The sequence below is a fragment of the Haloferax sp. Atlit-10N genome (assembly GCF_003586325.1).
GTDB classification, from domain to species: Archaea; Halobacteriota; Halobacteria; order Halobacteriales; family Haloferacaceae; genus Haloferax; species Haloferax prahovense.
The window spans coordinates 154606-170844 of sequence record NZ_PSYX01000005.1 but is presented as its reverse complement, the minus strand read 5'-3'; the positions used below and the strand labels follow the sequence as shown (position 1 = coordinate 170844).

15 protein-coding genes are annotated in these 16239 nt (G+C 65.7%); 7 read left to right on the top strand and 8 right to left on the bottom strand.

Going from position 1 to position 16239, the window contains the following annotated elements; all coding sequences use genetic code 11:
• Window positions 1-12: 12 nt before the first annotated feature.
• A complete protein-coding gene (locus tag C5B91_RS15545) occupies window positions 13-1263 on the bottom strand; it encodes an orc1/cdc6 family replication initiation protein (RefSeq protein ID WP_004978076.1) in 1251 nt (416 codons plus the stop codon).
• Window positions 1264-1934: 671 nt separating this feature from the next.
• On the opposite strand from C5B91_RS15545, the gene C5B91_RS21945 reads away from it, so the two are divergent.
• Both C5B91_RS21945 and eif1A read left to right on the top strand, forming a co-directional pair.
• A complete protein-coding gene (locus C5B91_RS21945; protein WP_147298791.1) occupies window positions 1935-2234 on the top strand; it encodes a hypothetical protein in 300 nt (99 codons plus the stop codon).
• Between the two features lie 148 nt (window positions 2235-2382).
• Window positions 2383-2667, top strand: a complete 285-nt coding sequence (gene eif1A / locus C5B91_RS15540) for a translation initiation factor eIF-1A (protein WP_081909257.1) — start codon at window positions 2383-2385, stop codon at window positions 2665-2667.
• Window positions 2668-2875: 208 nt separating this feature from the next.
• Here the strand turns inward: eif1A and C5B91_RS15535 are convergent, their stop codons facing one another.
• The 6 genes from C5B91_RS15535 to C5B91_RS15510 form a co-directional block, all read right to left on the bottom strand.
• Window positions 2876-3352, bottom strand: coding sequence for a YbaK/EbsC family protein (locus C5B91_RS15535; RefSeq protein WP_049913476.1), 477 nt, complete (start codon window positions 3350-3352; stop codon window positions 2876-2878).
• Between the two features lie 112 nt (window positions 3353-3464).
• The gene (locus tag C5B91_RS15530) at window positions 3465-4580 is read right to left on the bottom strand and encodes an aminotransferase class V-fold PLP-dependent enzyme (RefSeq protein ID WP_115819971.1); all 1116 of its coding nucleotides are present in this window, start codon (window positions 4578-4580) and stop codon (window positions 3465-3467) included.
• A 16-nt stretch (window positions 4581-4596) separates the two neighbouring features.
• On the bottom strand, window positions 4597-5934 hold the full coding sequence (locus C5B91_RS15525) for a M20 family metallopeptidase (RefSeq protein WP_115819970.1): 1338 nt from the start codon (window positions 5932-5934) through the stop codon (window positions 4597-4599).
• A gap of 154 nt (window positions 5935-6088) precedes the next feature.
• Window positions 6089-6517, bottom strand: coding sequence for a type IV pilin (locus tag C5B91_RS15520; RefSeq protein ID WP_049968878.1), 429 nt, complete (start codon window positions 6515-6517; stop codon window positions 6089-6091).
• Window positions 6518-6755: 238 nt separating this feature from the next.
• Window positions 6756-7178, bottom strand: coding sequence for a type IV pilin (locus C5B91_RS15515; RefSeq protein ID WP_115820011.1), 423 nt, complete (start codon window positions 7176-7178; stop codon window positions 6756-6758).
• A gap of 419 nt (window positions 7179-7597) precedes the next feature.
• Window positions 7598-7966, bottom strand: a complete 369-nt coding sequence (locus C5B91_RS15510) for a hypothetical protein (protein ID WP_049913490.1) — start codon at window positions 7964-7966, stop codon at window positions 7598-7600.
• A 255-nt stretch (window positions 7967-8221) separates the two neighbouring features.
• Here C5B91_RS15510 and C5B91_RS15505 point away from each other — a divergent pair, with 255 nt between their 5' ends.
• The gene (locus C5B91_RS15505; RefSeq protein ID WP_008094091.1) at window positions 8222-8638 is read left to right on the top strand and encodes a VOC family protein; all 417 of its coding nucleotides are present in this window, start codon (window positions 8222-8224) and stop codon (window positions 8636-8638) included.
• Between the two features lie 77 nt (window positions 8639-8715).
• On the opposite strand, the gene C5B91_RS15500 is transcribed toward C5B91_RS15505, so the two are convergent.
• Window positions 8716-10362, bottom strand: a complete 1647-nt coding sequence (locus tag C5B91_RS15500; RefSeq protein ID WP_049968876.1) for a PAS domain-containing sensor histidine kinase — start codon at window positions 10360-10362, stop codon at window positions 8716-8718.
• Window positions 10363-10560: 198 nt separating this feature from the next.
• Here C5B91_RS15500 and C5B91_RS15495 point away from each other — a divergent pair, with 198 nt between their 5' ends.
• From C5B91_RS15495 to C5B91_RS15480, 4 genes are all read left to right on the top strand, one after another.
• Window positions 10561-11625 (top strand): hypothetical protein, encoded by a 1065-nt coding sequence (locus C5B91_RS15495; protein WP_008094088.1) that lies wholly within the window; start codon window positions 10561-10563, stop codon window positions 11623-11625.
• Between the two features lie 143 nt (window positions 11626-11768).
• Complete coding sequence (locus C5B91_RS15490) at window positions 11769-12026, top strand: hypothetical protein (RefSeq protein ID WP_008094085.1); 258 nt, start codon at window positions 11769-11771, stop codon at window positions 12024-12026.
• Window positions 12023-13432: a hypothetical protein gene (locus C5B91_RS15485; protein ID WP_008094084.1), complete on the top strand. Its 1410-nt coding sequence runs from the start codon at window positions 12023-12025 to the stop codon at window positions 13430-13432. Before C5B91_RS15490 ends, C5B91_RS15485 begins: the two co-directional genes overlap by 4 nt.
• A 95-nt stretch (window positions 13433-13527) precedes the next feature.
• On the top strand, window positions 13528-16188 hold the full coding sequence (locus tag C5B91_RS15480; RefSeq protein ID WP_115819969.1) for a heavy metal translocating P-type ATPase: 2661 nt from the start codon (window positions 13528-13530) through the stop codon (window positions 16186-16188).
• Window positions 16189-16239: the final 51 nt, after the last annotated feature.

Genomic DNA, 16239 nt, shown 5'->3' with positions numbered 1-16239 from the left:
CAGTCGGGTCACCTACTGCTGGATGAAATCGTCGAGCGTGCTCGTCTTCTCGCCGTCGAGGAAGGGTTCGACCGTCTCGTGGACGCCCACGAGTTCGATAGTGTCGCGCATGGCCGAGACGATGAGCCCGACGTCCATATCGAGGGCGTATTCGCGGTACGTCCCGCCGCGTCGACCCTCGTTTCGCTCGGTGACGGAGACGATTCCGAGCATCGCGAGCTCGCTGAGGTGGTCGCGCATCCGTCGCGGGACGAGCGGGTCGCGGTTGGCGAGTTCGGTAAAGCGGGTGTAGCGGGGGCGGACGTCGCGGGAGCGAATCGGCGTTTCGTCTTCCAGTTCGAGCGTCAGAAGCGAGTAGAGGACGAGGTGACCGTGTTCGGTCAGCCCGTTGATTCCCTCTTTGATGCGGCCGCGCTCGAGGGCGCGCCGACCGCGTTTCACGTGTTCTTCCTCGATGCGGTCGGTGTCGTCGTCGCGGGCCAAATCGCCGGCTTTCATCAACAGGTCGATCGACTGGCGGGCGTCGCCGGCGTCTTTCGCGCCGTAGGCGGCACAGAGCGGAATCACCTCGTCGGCGAGGACGCCCTCGCGGAACGCAACCTTGGCGCGCTGCTCGAGGATGGCGCGGAGGTTCTTCGCGTTGTACGCGGGGAAGTGAATCTCCTGTTCGCACAGGGAGCTTTTGACCTTCGGCGAGAGGTCGTCGCGGAACGAGAAGTCGTTGGAGATGCCGATGAGACCGACTTTGGCCGCGTCGAGGTTCCCGTTGGCCCGCGCTCGCGGGAGTTGATAGAGGATGCTGTCGTCGTTGACGTGGTCGATCTCGTCGAGAACGATGATTATCGTCCCGCCGCAGTCGTCGAGCTCCTGCCAGAGCATCTCGTAGACGGATCCGAGCGGGTAACCCGTCGTGCTAATCTGGTTCGACTCCGACCGGAACTCGTTGACGAGTCGGGTCGCGATCTGATACGAACTCGTGAGTCCGTCGCAGTTCAGGAAGACGACCCTGAGGTCGATGTCGTCGTAGTGACTCGCGTCCTCGCGGAGGTGCCCGAGTAAGTACCGCGACGCGGCGGTCTTGCCGACGCCGGTCTTCCCGTAGAGGAAGATATTGTTGGGCTGCTCGCCGTTGATAACCGGTTGCAGCGCAGCCTGGAAGGTACGGAGTTCCTCGTCGCGCCCCACGAGTTCCTCGGGTTGGTAATCCTCGCGGAGGGCGTCCCGGTCCCGATAGATCTCGGTGTCCCGCTCGAATAGGGGCATACTATCACGGTTCGACCACTTCGTTGATAAAACCACCGCGTCCGGAGTGTCCGCTGTTCTCGTGTTTTATATACTCGGGCGGGGACACACCCCCTCCACTTTGTCCGCTGTTCTGGGAAACGAAGGTAACAGGTGGAACAACTGGACGGAGCCGCGTGTTCTGATATAGAGAAAGATTTAATATACAATAGATTAAACTAACTCCGTAATACAGACAATAATTATAGTTGTATGGGAGCTGTGTGAGGACGGCCACTTTCATTCGTATTCTAACGTTCCTGAACTAACTTGGTTGATAGGGACCCGACAGTAGGGGACCGGCTCACGGCGACGGGGGGTACCGTCTCACACCGAGAACAGCGGACAAAGTGGTGTGAGTGTTCCCCGTTTTCGCACCGCCTCGTCCCTACGTTCACACGCACCGAGAACAGCGGACAAAGTGGTGTCCGTGTCAACCACTAACCGACGAACGGCAATCCAATTCCAATCAACCACTCTCAGGTAATACCCACGGAACGCGTACTGAAGCGATTACCACACAAACGCGTCGTTAGTTCTCACACGACGGGGTCGACCCGACTGCTTCGCTCGCCTGCTCACCCGAACACCCGTTCTCTCGACTCTCGTTCCTCGCTCCGCTTGACTCCTATGAACGCTCTGAGAGAGAACACGTGACCGAGAAGGACGTGGACAACCGCGGCGGTGATAGCGGTGATACTGTGGCGGTGACTCAGTCTACCGATACCTCGTCTACCGACGATATCTGTCCTCCGTGGCTCGGTGGAACCTCGCGACTCGGAGAAAGCGTCTTTGCAGGGGCCGAGACGACGAACAACTGCGGACATAGTGGTGTTACTGGGGAATCCTCGAACCCCCGCGACGCGTCCGAACGCTTCAGCGACGACTCGGCGATGACCGACCGCGACCGGTATCCCAAAATGAGGCCTCGAGCGAAACCACATGGTGTGTGACCGCGAACCAACCTCTACCGGCGGCCAATCTGTCGGAAAACAGCGGACAACGTGGTGTTCGAAACCGCCGCCACCGCGATTTCAACGTCATGACATTTGGTATCACGAGTATCCGATAAGTTATCCGTCTCCGGGTCCGAGCAAAAACGTGAGTGAAAATCAAGGGCGTCGAAACCTTCGAATGCCCAACGACAACGAGCTGTTCGCAGTCGTCACAGAGCACAACGGTGGCAATCACGTCCGAGTCCGCTGTGAAGACGGAAAGAACCGCATGGGCCGCATCCCCGGCCGCATGAAGTACCGCACGTGGATCAACGAGGGCGACGTCGTGCTCGTTGAACCGTGGGACTGGCAGGACGAGAAAGCCAACATCGAATGGCGATACACCGGCGAGGACGCGGACCAGCTCCGGCGCGAAGGTCACATCCAGTAATCATTTTCTCCGAAAGGAGAGTTTATCTCGCCTGACGAACCAGCCGTGGCTCTCCGATAGCCCCACGTTTTCTCTCCAGCGATTCTCCGTTAGTACCGATGGAACAGAACAGCGGACATAGTGGTGTTGCTCTCGTCGCGCCCGGCAAAATAGAACGAAGGCGCGAGCGCGAACCGCCTGCCGGAGGTCCGCTCGTTTCGCCCCCGCCTCACTCGAACACGTCGACGAATCGCGGCGCCGAAAGTGTCTGAAGGTCCTCCGGCGTGAGTCGGAACACCGCCTCGGGCGTTCCCGCGGCGGCCCAAATCCGGTCGAACGACTCGAACGTCGGGTCCGCGAGGACGGGACAGTCGGTTGCGTGGCAGGTCGGCGGCACGCCGCCGATGCTCCAGCCGGTCGCCTCCTTCACCTCGCCGGGGTTGGCGCTTCGAACCGAGCCTTGTTCGACGCCGAACTCGGAGGCGAGCGTGGCTTCGTCGACGCGGTTCGCGCCGCTCGTGAGGACGACAACCGTCTCGTCGCCGACGCGCATCACGATGCTCTTGACGATTTGGGCGACGTCGCAGCCGACGGCCGCGGCCGCGTCGTCGGCCGTCTTGGTTCCCTCCGGAAACTCCTCGATAGTCACTTCGAACCCGTGAGAATCGTGTACTTGGTCGGCGAAATTGCGTGCCGTGGGATGCATACTCAGGGGTACCCCCTCGCCGGATATGAACGTTCGCTGACGAGGCAGATTCTGCGAGGGAGTCAACGACCGCACGCGAATCGCGTTCTCGACACCCCCGCGAGCTACGGAGCTACCACTCCCCGTCGAGTCCGTCGCGAAGCGCCGCCACGTCCGACTCGTCGTTGAAGTTGTGGAACGACGCGCGGACCGCGTTCGGCTCGGGGAGCGTCCGGACGACCACGCCCGCCGACTTGAGACGCTCGACCGTCCCCTCCGGGTCGGAGACTTCGAACGAGACGAGTCCCGATTCCGGGTCGTGAGGGCTCAACAGCCGTCCTTCTGGGACGTCCTCGATGAATCGGCTCGCGAGATTGCGAATGTGCGCTTCGGTCCGGTCGAGACCGATGCGCTCGGCGATGCCGATAGCCTCTCGGAGCGCGACGTGCGGGGCGGGGTTGGTGGTTCCGACCTCGAAGCGCTTGGCTCCCGCCGCGAAGTCGAGCCCGTCGGCGTTCGGCTCCGTGACGCCGCGGTAGCCGACGGCGTGTGGCTCGATTTCCTCCGCGATTTCGCGCCGGACGTAGAGGAACCCCGCGCCCCACGGCCCGAGCAGCCACTTGTGGCCCGCGCCGGCGACGATATCTGCTCCCCAGTCTTCCACGTCGACGGGATACTGGCCGAACGACTGGACCGCGTCGACGACCGACAGCGCGTCGGCGTCACGGGCGATGTCGGCGAGTTCGCGCACGCGGAGCCGCGTCCCGTAGTTCCACGTCAGGGCGCTGAAACAGACGAGTTTGGCGTCGCGGACGGCGTCGACGTACTGATCCATATCGAGCCGCCCCGCGTCGCTCTCGACGACGCGGACCTCCACGCCCTCGCGTTCGAGCCGCCGCCACGGGAGGATGCCCGCCGGGTGTTCGAGGTCGGTACGGACGACGACGTCGCCCGGTTCCCAGTCGAGTGCGGTGGCGATTCGGTTGATACCGTCGGTAGTGCTCTGGGTCAGCGCCACCTCCTCGGTCTCGGCACCGATAAACGCGGCCACGTCCTCGCGGACGGCCTCGTAGGCGTCGAACGCGGTCGGGTAGGGGCCGTCGTCGCCCGGCGAGTCGTACTCGTGGTATTCGAGGAACTCGGTTGCCCGCTCCACGATGGGGCGCGGGCTCGGGCCGTGCGCGCCGGTGTTGAGATACGTGACGTCGTCGAGGGCCGGAATCGTCGTTCGGAGTTCGTCGGGTGTCATAGTGCGTTATCGGGTGTCATCGCGAGGTATTCTCTCGTCGTCCGCGTCGCGAAGGAGTCGTGCCTGCTGGTGACACGCCCGTCGAATCAAACGTTCTGGTACCACTATCGAATTGCCGCAACAGCTCGTCGGGGAGTCGGGCGTACACCTCGGCGTTGCCGGCGAGCGCCCCGACCGTGGTGAACTCGTCGGCCGCGTGAGCCGTCTCGGTTCCCAGACCGAACTCGATGGTCGGGATGCCCGCGTTCCGCATCCGTTTCGCGTCGCCGCCGCCGGTCGCGCTCCGGCGGTACACGCGCCCGCCGGTGACGCCCTCGGCGACCGAGCCCACGGCGTTCGCCAGCGGGCCGTCGGGGTCCTCGAACGTCCCGACCGACCAGTCCGCGTCGACAATCTCGACACCGTCGTGACTGGCGACGATCTCCCGAACGCCGTCGAGTACCGTTTCCGTGTCGACGCCCGCAGTCACGCGAATGTCGAGTTTCGCCCGCGCCGCGGCGGGGACGACGTTCACTCGGTCGCCGCCCGACAGGACGCCCAGATTGACCGACGGTCGTTCGAACAGTTCCCGCGCCGCGTCCGCGCCGAACCGCGACGCGTAGTACTCCGCGGACTCCTCGACGAGCGCCCGGACCGCGGGGTCGAACTCGAACCGCCTGTCCCCGAGTACGGATTCGATGTCGCTTACTGCGCGGTAGAGGCGGTGAATCGCGTTCTCACCGAGCATCGGTCGGGAGCCGTGGGCGGCGGTCCCCGTCGCTTCGAGCTCCAGCCAGATGCTCCCGCGGTCGGCGACGGTCACCGAGTGTCGGTCTCCTTCGCAGGTCGTCTCGCCGATGACGCAGGCGTCGGCCGAAAGCCCGCGCCGGTCCAGCAGCGTCGGCAACCCCGCCTCGCCGGCGACTTCCTCGTCGCTGACGAACGCGAACACGAGGTTCGTCGCCGGCACCACCTCGGTTTCGACGTACGCTCTCGCCACCGCGAGCATCGCGGCGACTGCGCCTTTCATGTCGGTCGCGCCGCGCCCGTAGAGCCGGTTTCCCTCCCGCTCGCCGAGCGGGTCGCGCGTCCACTCGTCAGCCTCGAACGGGACCGTATCGAGGTGCCCCAACAGGACGAGCGTCCGGTCTGTCGCTCCCGGGAGCGTCGCCACGACGTTCGGCTTCGTCGGGTCCGAGGCGACGCGCTCGGTCTCGATACCGAGTTCGGAAAAGAACGATTCGACCCACGACGCGAGTTCCCGCGTGTCTCCCGGCGGATTTTGCGTGTCGTGGCCGACGAGCGTCGCCGCGAGGTCGACGATGTCCTCGCGGTGCTCGCGGAGGTAGACGACGGCGGGCGGGTCGTTGGGCATGGGGTCTCTGCCCGAGCGTACGCTCCGCGGACGGGTAAATTTGTGCTATAAATACAATACTATCGGTGCGAGGTGGATGTCTCTCCGTGGGATGGTTCCGAAAGAAATCGTTGTTCCGAATCAGAGGCGGTGGGGCTCGTCGCCGATTCTACCATCAGGCGTTGTAGGTCCACTTCTGCAGGGTCGCAGAGTTAGAGCCGGATTCAGAGGTCCAGACGACGCGGTAGGTCTCACCACCGGAGAGGGGAGAGGACGAAAGGTCAATGACTAAGTCATCACCCGCTTGGATCTTGTCGTCAGTTTCGTCCCAGCTCGTATCCGTCGTTCCGTCAGTTACGACGATACGCGCTTCGTCAATTGCAGTTCCGCTTTCATGAGTGATTGTCAACTCTTCGGACCCACTAGTTGAATCGTAGTTGAAACTGAAACTCGCCTGCGGGGCGGTGTCGCCGACTTGGTCGCCCAGGCCGAGGACGAAGGTCCCGATGACGGCCGCGAGGATGACGGTAATCGCGACCATGAGGATGACGCCGATGACCGGCGAGACTGCACGGGACTCAGTAAACATTGTCTTGATTTGCATAGTTGTTTCTCCTAGGTGTGCCGGACGAGAGGCGACCGTTGAGAAAAATGTGAGTCAGTCCTCGAACGCTTGCCTGCTAACCTAACAGATTCCCTGACGTTCTCTGAGGATATAAACTAGTATTGAGAAGACGTTTCACGTATCATGCGTGATCCGTACCAGAATCGGAGATAGATGTCGCTCTCGGGGTAACATCCGAAAAAAATTGAGGTTCGTTGGCTGTGACGCTGCGGACCGTTCAGGCGTTGTAGGTGTACTTCTGCAGGGTCGCAGAGTTGGAGCCCGATTCGGAGGTCCAGACGAGGCGCACTTCGTCGCCGTTGTCAACGTCCGTGAGAGTGACGGTAGCGCTGCTTCCTGCCTTCACATCCGTACCCGCGAACGCATCGGGGTCGTCCACAGTAAGGCCAGACCCAGCGATGGTCAGCAGATCTCCATCGATGGCATCACCACTTTCGTGGGTGACGATGAGATCGCCGCTCGTTTCGTTGTAGTCGAAGCTGAAGCTCGCCTGCGGGGCGGTGTCGCCGACCTGGTCGCCGAGACCGAGGACGAACGTCCCGATGACGGCCGCGAGGATGACTGTAATCGCGACCATGAGGATGACGCCGATGACCGGCGAGACTGCGCGTGATTCGCTAAGGAATTTCTTGATATCCATTGTTCTACCCAGGACCGGCCTCAGACCCACCTCGTGCCCACCACACGGGACTTCGAGCGGCCACATGTTCCGGCTCCTGTTGGCCTTTCGTATGTTCCGGATATATTTAATTTCGCAGCGACTTACCGGTCTATTCGAGCGGTTAGGACGCTCCTAACGGCTGAATTCTGGATTTAAGCCGTTCAATCCCACCTGCATACCATCGGCGGGTACCTCCGGTGGTGAACCGCTGCTCTGACGCTCTCCCCCTCGGATTCGCTCCGCGACCCGCACGGCGCGTCCGTCCGAACCGTGTCACACCCGAGTTTCTGCGGACACGGTGGTGTGGGTTCGGCCGGTCGTCGCCGCGGCGCGCGCGTTCGCACGCACCGGTGACGGTCGTGAGAACGCTGAAACGCAGAAAAAACTCGCTGAACGACCTACTGCGTGGCGTTCCAGAATCGCGGCGTCGACTCGAAGTCTATCTCAGCGTCGGAAGGCGCGCGCTCGTAGAGCGCGTCGTGGACGGCCTCGTAGGCCGCGCGCGGGCCCTCCTGTGCGAGTTTCGGGTGGTCGCGGGTGTCGAAGACGACGCGCCACGTCCCGTTCGTGAGATGAAGCCCGAGGATGTACTTCCCGCGGACGTTCACGACCAGTTGGTAGGCGTGCTGAACCGTCTCGCCGTCGCGTTCGAGGTTGTAACCGCGGACGGCGACGGCCTGCTGAATCGCCTCTTTCGTCTCGAGTTCGGCGACGAACGACTTGGGGACGGCCCGTCCGGGGAGCGATTCGACGAACGGTTCGCTCACGGCCGCACCACCTCGCATCGCGTGCCTGTCGGTTCCATCGTACCCTATCTGGGCGGCCCAGCGGGTATATGCGATACGGTCTCTGCTGGGCGACGGGGCCCCGACCCGCGTCGCGCCTCGCGAGCGCGCACGAGAAGCACTACCCAGTGGACCGAGACGGCGGCGCGGCAAACCCGGGTCGGTGTCGGCCGGTCGCCGTCTGCCGACCGTGGTTCGAACGAAGCGCCTTTGACGCTCTGCGCGCGCAGACGAACCGTGAACACCAACGCGCACCACGTCGGTATCACCGTTCGTGACCTCGATTCGACGCTCGAATTCTATCGCGATGCGCTCGACCTCCCGGTCGTCTCCCGCTTCGAAGTCGGCGGCGAGGAGTTCGCCACCGCCGTCTCCGTCGACGGCGCATCGGCGCGGTTCGCCCACCTCGACGGCGGCGACGTACGCATCGAACTCGTCGAGTACGACCCGGTCGGAGCCGACACCGACGAACCGACGCTCAACCGCCCCGGGGCGACCCACCTCGGCCTCTCGGTGGACGACGTCGACGCCGCGGTGGCGGAACTCCCGTCCGACGCCGAGACGCTCAGTGAACCGCAGACGACCGAAAGCGGCACGCGAATCGCGTTCGTCCGCGACCCCGAGGGAAACCTCGTCGAACTTCTCGAAACCTGAATCGGACGCTCGACCCGACGGGCGTCACCTCTCGGCTAGTCGGGCTTGTGGTATCTGATCAATCGCGGGGTGCGCGGTCACTCCTCGCTCGGGAACCACGTTCGCGGTCGCTCCGCTCCGACCGGCAGTTTCAGCGTCACGGCCGTCCCCCCGAGGGGAGACGGTTCTAACTCCATGCTTCCGCCCGCCTTCTTGACGACCCAGTGGACCAGCCACAGCCCCATCCCGGTCCCGTGTTCGAGCGGCGTCTCCTCGCCGCGCTTGATGACTCGCCACTCCTCGTCGGGGATGCCGGGCCCGTCGTCGGCGACCCGGACGACGAGCTTCGAGTCGTCGTCTTCCGTTTGGTACACGTCGATGTGGACCGTCTCGCCGCCGTGTTTGAGCGCGTTCGCGATCAACTCGTCGAGCGCCGCGCCGACGCGGCTGTCGACCCGTGCGAAGAGCCCCGTTTCGATGTCCGTTCGTATCGTCGCCTCGGGATACGTCGATTCGGCTCGCGACACGGCGGACTCGACGAGCGCCGAGACGCGCCGCGGCGTCGCCTCGGATTCGAGGGCGTCCGAGACGGTCTGGGCCTTCTCCGAGAGCGCCACGAGTTCGCTCGCCGCTTCGACGATGGTCTCGGCGGCGTCGGTGAGGTCCTCGTCGGTGACGCCGGCCGCGTTCCGGCGAATCAGCTCCGCGTAGCCCTCGATGACGTTCATCCGGTTTCGGAGGTTGTGCCGGAACATCCGGTTGAGGACGCCGAGCCGTTGTCTGGTCAGCTCCGACTCGGTGATGTCCGACTGGATGGCGACGTAGCCGTGGATGTCGTCGTCGCTCGCGATGGGTGCGATAGTCTGTATCGCGGTGTAGAGCTCACCGCTCTTCCGACGGTCGATAATCCGCTCCCGCCACGTCTCGCCGGACTGGATGGTCCGCCACAGCCGGTCGTAGTACGCGTCCGGCATCTCGCCCGAACTGAGAATCGACGCGGGCTCGCCGACCGCCTCCGCGGCGTCGTAGCCGGTCGTCTCCTCGAACGCCGGGTTGACGTACGTAATCTCCCCGTCGGGCGTAGTGAGGTAAATCGCGTGCCCCGCCCGTTCGACGGCCTGCTCGAACTCGCGGAGGCGACGCTCCCGTCGCCGTTGGTCGGTCACGTCGACGAAGACGCCGACGATTTCGACGGGCTCGTCGTCGGCGTCGCGGACGACCGCCGTCGAGAGCCGAAACCCCCGGAGGTCGCCGTTCGAGCGCCGTCGCTCGACCGAAACGTCCGACAGGCCGTCTTCGTCGATGGTCCGCCGGATAATCTCCTCGCTGTTTTCGCTGTTCTCGCCCGCGCTGTAGGGGAGCGGCTCGCCGAGCACCTCGTCGCGCTCCCAGCCGAACGCCTCCGTGGCGGCGTCGTTCCACCTCGTTACGCGCCCCTCGGGCGTGACCGCGATAATCGGAACCGGGGACGCGGCGACCACGGTTCGAAGCTGGTCCAGCGACGAACGAATCGACGCCTGTTGGCGCTCGATTCGCCGGTCTTTCCGGGAGGCGAGCGCCCAGACGAACGCGGTTGAGACGGCGACGAAAACCAACCCCTTGACGAGTTCGGCTTCGGGGGCCGGGGGCGCACCCAGCGTGGCCGACAGGAGTAACTCGCCGCCGAGGATGCCTGCGGTCCCGAAGCCGAGGTACGCCAGCGCCATCGTGCGGGCGTCGAGACCGTCGAACGGCGAGTCGTTCATCGTCCGAACGGAGCGCGAGCGGAGATATAAACGTGGTGCGGGAAACCGGCAGTTGATAACGACGGCACCACCCCTCGAAACCCGACGCGGAAGCGCAACCGACATTGGCACCGGGCCGCTAGCTGCGGTAACTCGACCGCTTCGCGGAGACGCGCGGCGGTCTCTCACCATGAGCCGACGAGACGCTATCGAGACACCATGAAACGACGCGACGCCATCAAGACGCTCGGAATCGGTGCTATCGCCGCCACCGCGGGGTGTCTCGGCGGGTTCGAACGGCAGTCGGCGTGGCGCGACCCGCCGCTCGTCGAGGACCGTCCGGCCGCGGTCTACCTGCCCGCCATCACCGAGGGGATGAAGATGTACGGGAAGACGACGGCCGGTCCCTACGGCGTCGCGCTCACCTACTCGTACCCCCACCGCTTCTGGACCGCCGCCGGTTCGGAACTCGGGAAGACCGTCGTCGAGGCCGACGACTCGATTCACCTCATGGCGTCGCTGTGGGACGCTGAGACGGGGACCGTCCTCCCGCTGGACGCCGGCGTCTCCATCGAAATTCTCCGCGACGGCGACCTCGTGAGCGAGGAGGTCGCCTACCCGATGCTCTCCCAGCAGATGGGGATGCACTACGGCTCGAACTACGTTCTCGACGGCGAGGGCGACTACGAGGCCCGCGTGCACATCGGCGGCACCTCGCTTTCCCGAACCGGCTCGTTCGTCGGGCGGTTCGACGCGGCCGAGACGGCGACGTTCGAGTTCGCCTTCGAGACGGACGACCTCTACGACGTGGAACTGCGTCGGCTCGGCGACGATGCCGGGTCGCGCGGCGCGGTCTCCGCGATGGAGATGATGGGTGTCCCGACCGGGAAAGCGCCCGCCGTCGACGACCTCCCCGGTCGCCACCTCGGCCGACGGACGAGCGCCGACGCCCTGTTCGACGCCCTCGTCGTCGACGACGGTTCCCGGTTCGGCGTCGACGGCTCGTACCTCTACGTCTCGGCGCGGACCCCGTACAACGAGTTCGTCCTGCCGATGATGGGCGTCAGAGCCACGCTCGAACGCGGCGGAACCGCGGTGCTCGATGGGGCGCGACTCGACCGGACGCTCGACCCCGACCTCAGTTATCACTACGGCGTGGGGGTCGACGGCGTCGAATCCGGCGACTCGCTGACGCTCTCGGTGGACGTGCCACCACAGGTTGCGCGCCACGACGGCTACGAGACGGCGTTCATGGAGTTCGAATCGATGCGGTTCGACGTCTGAGGCGTCGCCCCGCCGCTGTCGCGCGTCTCGCTGCTCGCACTCGCGGCCCGCCGCCGGCCCCGGCCCGTTCGATGTCAACGGCGCGAACACCCGCGATAGAAACGTTCAGAAGCCACCCTCCCCGAACTTCGAGTGACTATCGGATGACCACGGACACCGACGCGACGCGCGACCGCCACACCTGCACAGCGTGCGGCGAGGCGTATCCGACCGAGCGACTGCTGGTCCTCCACCGGGGCGCGAGACACCCCGACGACCTCGACGCCGGGGAGGTCGAGGCGTACCGCGAGGCGTACTACGAGGAGGAAGACGAACTCAAGTCGTTCCGCATCCGCGCGCTCGGCGTCCTCGTCCTGCTGTACTTCGGCTTCCTCATGCTGTTTATCGTCTTCGCATCATGACCCGACTCCGACCCCTCTCCCTCAGACGATTCGGTCTCGGTCTCCTACTGGCGAGCCTCCTGTCGCTTCTCGCCGACCCGGCGGCCGCGAGCAACGCCGCGGTCGGCCTCGCGGGCGCGTCGGAGGACAACCTCGCGGTCCCGCAGTGGCTCTATCTCGCCACCGGCGGCGCGACCGTCGGGGCCTCCGCACTCCTCGCCAGTTTCGTCACCGACCGCCGGTTCATCGAGCGCGTCCACCTGTGGCAGACCGGGTCCGAAGCGGGTATCTCAGACAGCGTCCTGCGCGCCCTGCGGGTCACGGGTGGCGTCCTCGGCCTCGCGCTCCTCGCACTCGTGGTCTATCTCGGCTATACCGGCCCGCAGGTCCCGACCGTCAGCTTCGCCGTTATCGTCGTCTTCGCGGGACTCCGCGCCGGATACACGATGTTCTCGTACCTCGTCGCCGACACGTGGCGCGCGCTGAACCCGTGGCGAACCGTCGTCTCGGCGGTTCCGAACGGTTTCGTCTCGTATCCCGAGCGACTCGGTCGCTGGCCGGCGGTGGCTGGGATTCTCGCGCTCGTCTGGGTCGAGACCGCGACCGACGTCACGACCCGGCCGTCGGTTCTCGCGACCGCGCTCGTCGCCTACTCGGTCGTCACGCTCGCCGGTGCGGTCGCCGTCGGCGCGGACACGTGGTTCGACAAGGTCGACCCCGTCTCCGCCTTCCTGCACTTCTACGGCCGCGTCGCACCGGTTCGGCTCGACGACGACGGCCTCTCGTTCCGCCTCCCGGGGATGCGACTCGTCACCGACGACGACCTGACGGACCTCGGCGACGTGGCCGTCGCGGTCGTCCTCGTCTGGGAACTCACCTTCAGCGGCTTCGTCACGACCGAGCAGGGCGCGGCGGCCATCCGGTCGCTCGCGGGCGTCGGGCTTCCGCCGCTTCTCGTCTACGGACTGCTCTACCTCGGCGGCTTCGCGGTCTTCCTCGGCCTGTACGTCCTCGCGGCGCGGGTGACCGCCCGCCGCATCGACACCTTCGAGACGCCGCTCGACCTCGCGGTCAAATTCGCGCCCTCGCTGCTCGCGATCGCCGCCGGCTATCACCTCGCGCACTACGTCGGCTTCTTCGTCTCGCTGTCGCCGATGCTGGTGGGGGCGTTGTCGTCGCCGCTGTCGTCGCCGGCGAACCCGGTCGTCCTCACGCTCCCCGCGTGGTTCGGCGGGTTGAACGTCGCGTTCGTCCTCGTCGGCCACCTGCTCGCGGTGTGGGTGGCGCACTCGCAGGCCTACCGGACGTTTCCCAGCCGACTGCAGGCCGTCCGGAGCCAGTTCCCCTTCGTCGCCGTGATGATTCTCTACACGGTTCTCAGCCTGTGGCTCATCTCGCTGCCGACGGCGAGCCCGCCGTTCCTCTAATTATTAACCCAGTTCGATTGAGTTGTGAAATTGCAACAGTAACACCCCGGTTACTAACAGGTGAATTATTAACCTGTCCCTGACTACTGCCGAGTATGAGCGAACACGACGGACGCAAGCCCGCCCCCGACGACGAGGCGGACGCGTCCACTAACCCGCCAGATGGCGACGGATGCGGGTGCGACGACGCCTGCGGGGTCGAGGGTGCGTCGGAGTCGAGGGCGGCCGGCGAGACCGGGGGCGACGACTCCGCCGGTGGGCCCGCCGATTCGACCCGCGCGGAGTTCTCCGTGCCGGATATGGACTGCGCCTCCTGTGCGAACAAGGTCGAGTCCAGCGTCCGGAAACTCGACGGCGTCGGCGACATCGACCCGCGGGCGACGACCGGCCGACTCGTCGTCGAGTACGACGCCGACCGGACCACGCCCGACGACATCCGGGGCAACATCGAGGGCGCGGGCTACGCCGTCGAAGACGGCCCCTCGACCCGCGAGGTCTCGTTCACCGTTCCGGACATGGACTGCGCCTCCTGCGCCGGAAAGGTCGAAAACGCGCTCAACGGTGCGCCGGGCGTGCTGTCGTACGAGACGCGCCCGACGACCGGAACCGCTGTCGTCACGCTCGCGGCCGACGCGGACCTCGATTCGGTCGTCTCGGCCATCGAAGCCGCCGGCTACGAGGTCACCGGAACCGACGCCGACGAGGCGGACACCGACGCCGACGCTGACGCCGGCGGGGACCGCGAGAGCGTCTGGCGCAGCACGCGCGCGGTGAAAACGTGGATAAGCGGCGGCTTCCTCGCGGCGGGCATCGCCGCGGAGTACCTACTCGGGCTAGAACTCGTCGTCGCGAGCGTCCTCGGCGTCTCGTTCACGGTCGTCGAACTGCTCTACATTCTCGGGGCGGCGCTCGGTGGACAGGCCATTCTCCGCAACGGCTACTACTCGGCGAAGAACCGCAGTCTCGACATCGACTTCCTGATGTCGGCGGCGATTCTCAGCGCCGTGACCGCGAGTCTCATCTCCGGGCCGACGAGCCTCTACTTCGAGGCCGCGACGCTCGCGTTCCTCTTCAGCGTCTCCGAACTGCTCGAACGCTACTCGATGGACCGCACGCGCGACTCCCTCCGAGAGCTGATGGACCTCTCGCCCGACGAGGCGACGGTCCTCCGCGACGGCGTGGAGACGGTCGTTCCCGTCGAAGAACTCGACATCGGCGACGTGGTCGCCGTCAAGCCCGGCGAAAAGATTCCCGTCGACGGGACGGTCGTCGCGGGCGACAGCGCGGTCAACCAGGCCCCCATCACCGGCGAGTCCGTCCCGGTCGACAAGGCCGAGGGCGACGAGGTGTTCGCGGGCACCGTCAACGAGGCGGGCTACCTCGAAGTCCGCGTCGAGTCCGCCGCGGGCGACGACACCCTCTCGCGCATCGTCTCGATGGTCGAGGACGCACAGGCCAACAAGACCGAACGCGAGCAGTTCGTGGAGCGCTTCTCGTCGTACTACACTCCCGTCATGGTCGTCGTCGCGGTCGCGGTCGCGGCGATACCGCCCCTCGCGTTCGGCCTCGACTGGGTGACGTGGTTCGTCTACGGCATCACGATGCTCGTGCTCGCCTGCCCCTGCGCGTTCGTCATCTCGACGCCCGTCTCGGTCGTCTCGGGCATCACGTCGGCCGCGAAAAACGGCGTGCTCATCAAGGGCGGCACGCACCTCGAAGCGATGGGTTCGATCGAGGCCATCGCCGTGGACAAGACGGGCACGCTCACGAAGGGCGAACTCACCGTCACCGACGTGGTCCCGCTCAACGGGAACTCCGAAGAGGACGTGCTTCGGTGCGCGCGCGGCCTCGAATCCCGGAGCGAACACCCTATCGGCGAGGCCATCGTCTCCCACGCCGAGGGCACGGGCGTCGCCGCCCGCGAGGTCGACGACTTCGAGAGCGTCACCGGCAAGGGCGTCCGCGCCGACCTCGACGGCGTCCCGCACTTCGCCGGTAAGCCCGGCTTCTTCGAGGAGCTCGGCTTCGACCTCGAACACGTCCACGTCACCGGCCCCGGCGAGGAGCTTTCGGCGGAGGTCCGACAGCTCTGTGACCGCCACGGCTGTCTCAACCTCGTCGAGGACACGATTCCGCGACTCCAGTCCGAGGGCAAGACGGTCGTCCTCGTCGGGACCGAAGACGACCTCGAAGGCGTCGTCGCCGTCGCCGACGAGGTCCGCCCGGACGCCCGCGAGACGGTCGCGAAACTCCGCGAGGCCGGCCTCTCGGTCGTCATGCTCACCGGCGACAACGAGGGGACCGCCCGCGCCATCGCCGAGCAGGTCGGCGTCGACGACTTCCGCGCGGGTCTCCTCCCGGAGGACAAGGTCGCCGCCGTCGAGGGCCTCCTCGACGAGTACGGCTCGGTCGCCATGGTCGGCGACGGCATCAACGACGCCCCGGCGCTCGCCACGGCCACCGTCGGCGTCGCCATGGGCGCGGCCGGCACCGACACCGCCCTCGAAACGGCCGACATCGCCCTCATGGCCGACGACCTCTCCAAGCTCCCGTACCTCTACGAACTCTCCCACCGCGCGAACGGCGTCATCCGGCAGAACATCTGGGCGTCGCTCGCCATCAAGGCCGTCCTCGCGGTCGGCGTGCCCTTCGGCTACGTCTCGGTCGCGCTCGCGGTCCTCGCGGGCGACGCCGGGATGACCATGGGCGTGACGGGCAACGCGATGCGACTCGCCCGGATTCGACCGGACGACTGAGGTTCACGGGACTCGTCGCCCCTCACTTCCCGATCTTCGCTCTCTCGCGGC

Coding starts and splice junctions, on each gene's coding strand:
- C5B91_RS15545 (WP_004978076.1), bottom strand. CDS start 1,263: ATGCCCCTATTCGAGCGGGACACCGAGATCTATCGGGACCGGGACGCC.
- C5B91_RS15535 (WP_049913476.1), bottom strand. CDS start 3,352: ATGCATCCCACGGCACGCAATTTCGCCGACCAAGTACACGATTCTCAC.
- C5B91_RS15530 (WP_115819971.1), bottom strand. CDS start 4,580: ATGACACCCGACGAACTCCGAACGACGATTCCGGCCCTCGACGACGTC.
- C5B91_RS15525 (WP_115819970.1), bottom strand. CDS start 5,934: ATGCCCAACGACCCGCCCGCCGTCGTCTACCTCCGCGAGCACCGCGAG.
- C5B91_RS15520 (WP_049968878.1), bottom strand. CDS start 6,517: ATGCAAATCAAGACAATGTTTACTGAGTCCCGTGCAGTCTCGCCGGTC.
- C5B91_RS15515 (WP_115820011.1), bottom strand. CDS start 7,178: ATGGATATCAAGAAATTCCTTAGCGAATCACGCGCAGTCTCGCCGGTC.
- C5B91_RS15500 (WP_049968876.1), bottom strand. CDS start 10,362: ATGAACGACTCGCCGTTCGACGGTCTCGACGCCCGCACGATGGCGCTG.
- C5B91_RS15495 (WP_008094088.1), top strand. CDS start 10,561: ATGAAACGACGCGACGCCATCAAGACGCTCGGAATCGGTGCTATCGCC.
- C5B91_RS15490 (WP_008094085.1), top strand. CDS start 11,769: ATGACCACGGACACCGACGCGACGCGCGACCGCCACACCTGCACAGCG.
- C5B91_RS15485 (WP_008094084.1), top strand. CDS start 12,023: ATGACCCGACTCCGACCCCTCTCCCTCAGACGATTCGGTCTCGGTCTC.
- C5B91_RS15480 (WP_115819969.1), top strand. CDS start 13,528: ATGAGCGAACACGACGGACGCAAGCCCGCCCCCGACGACGAGGCGGAC.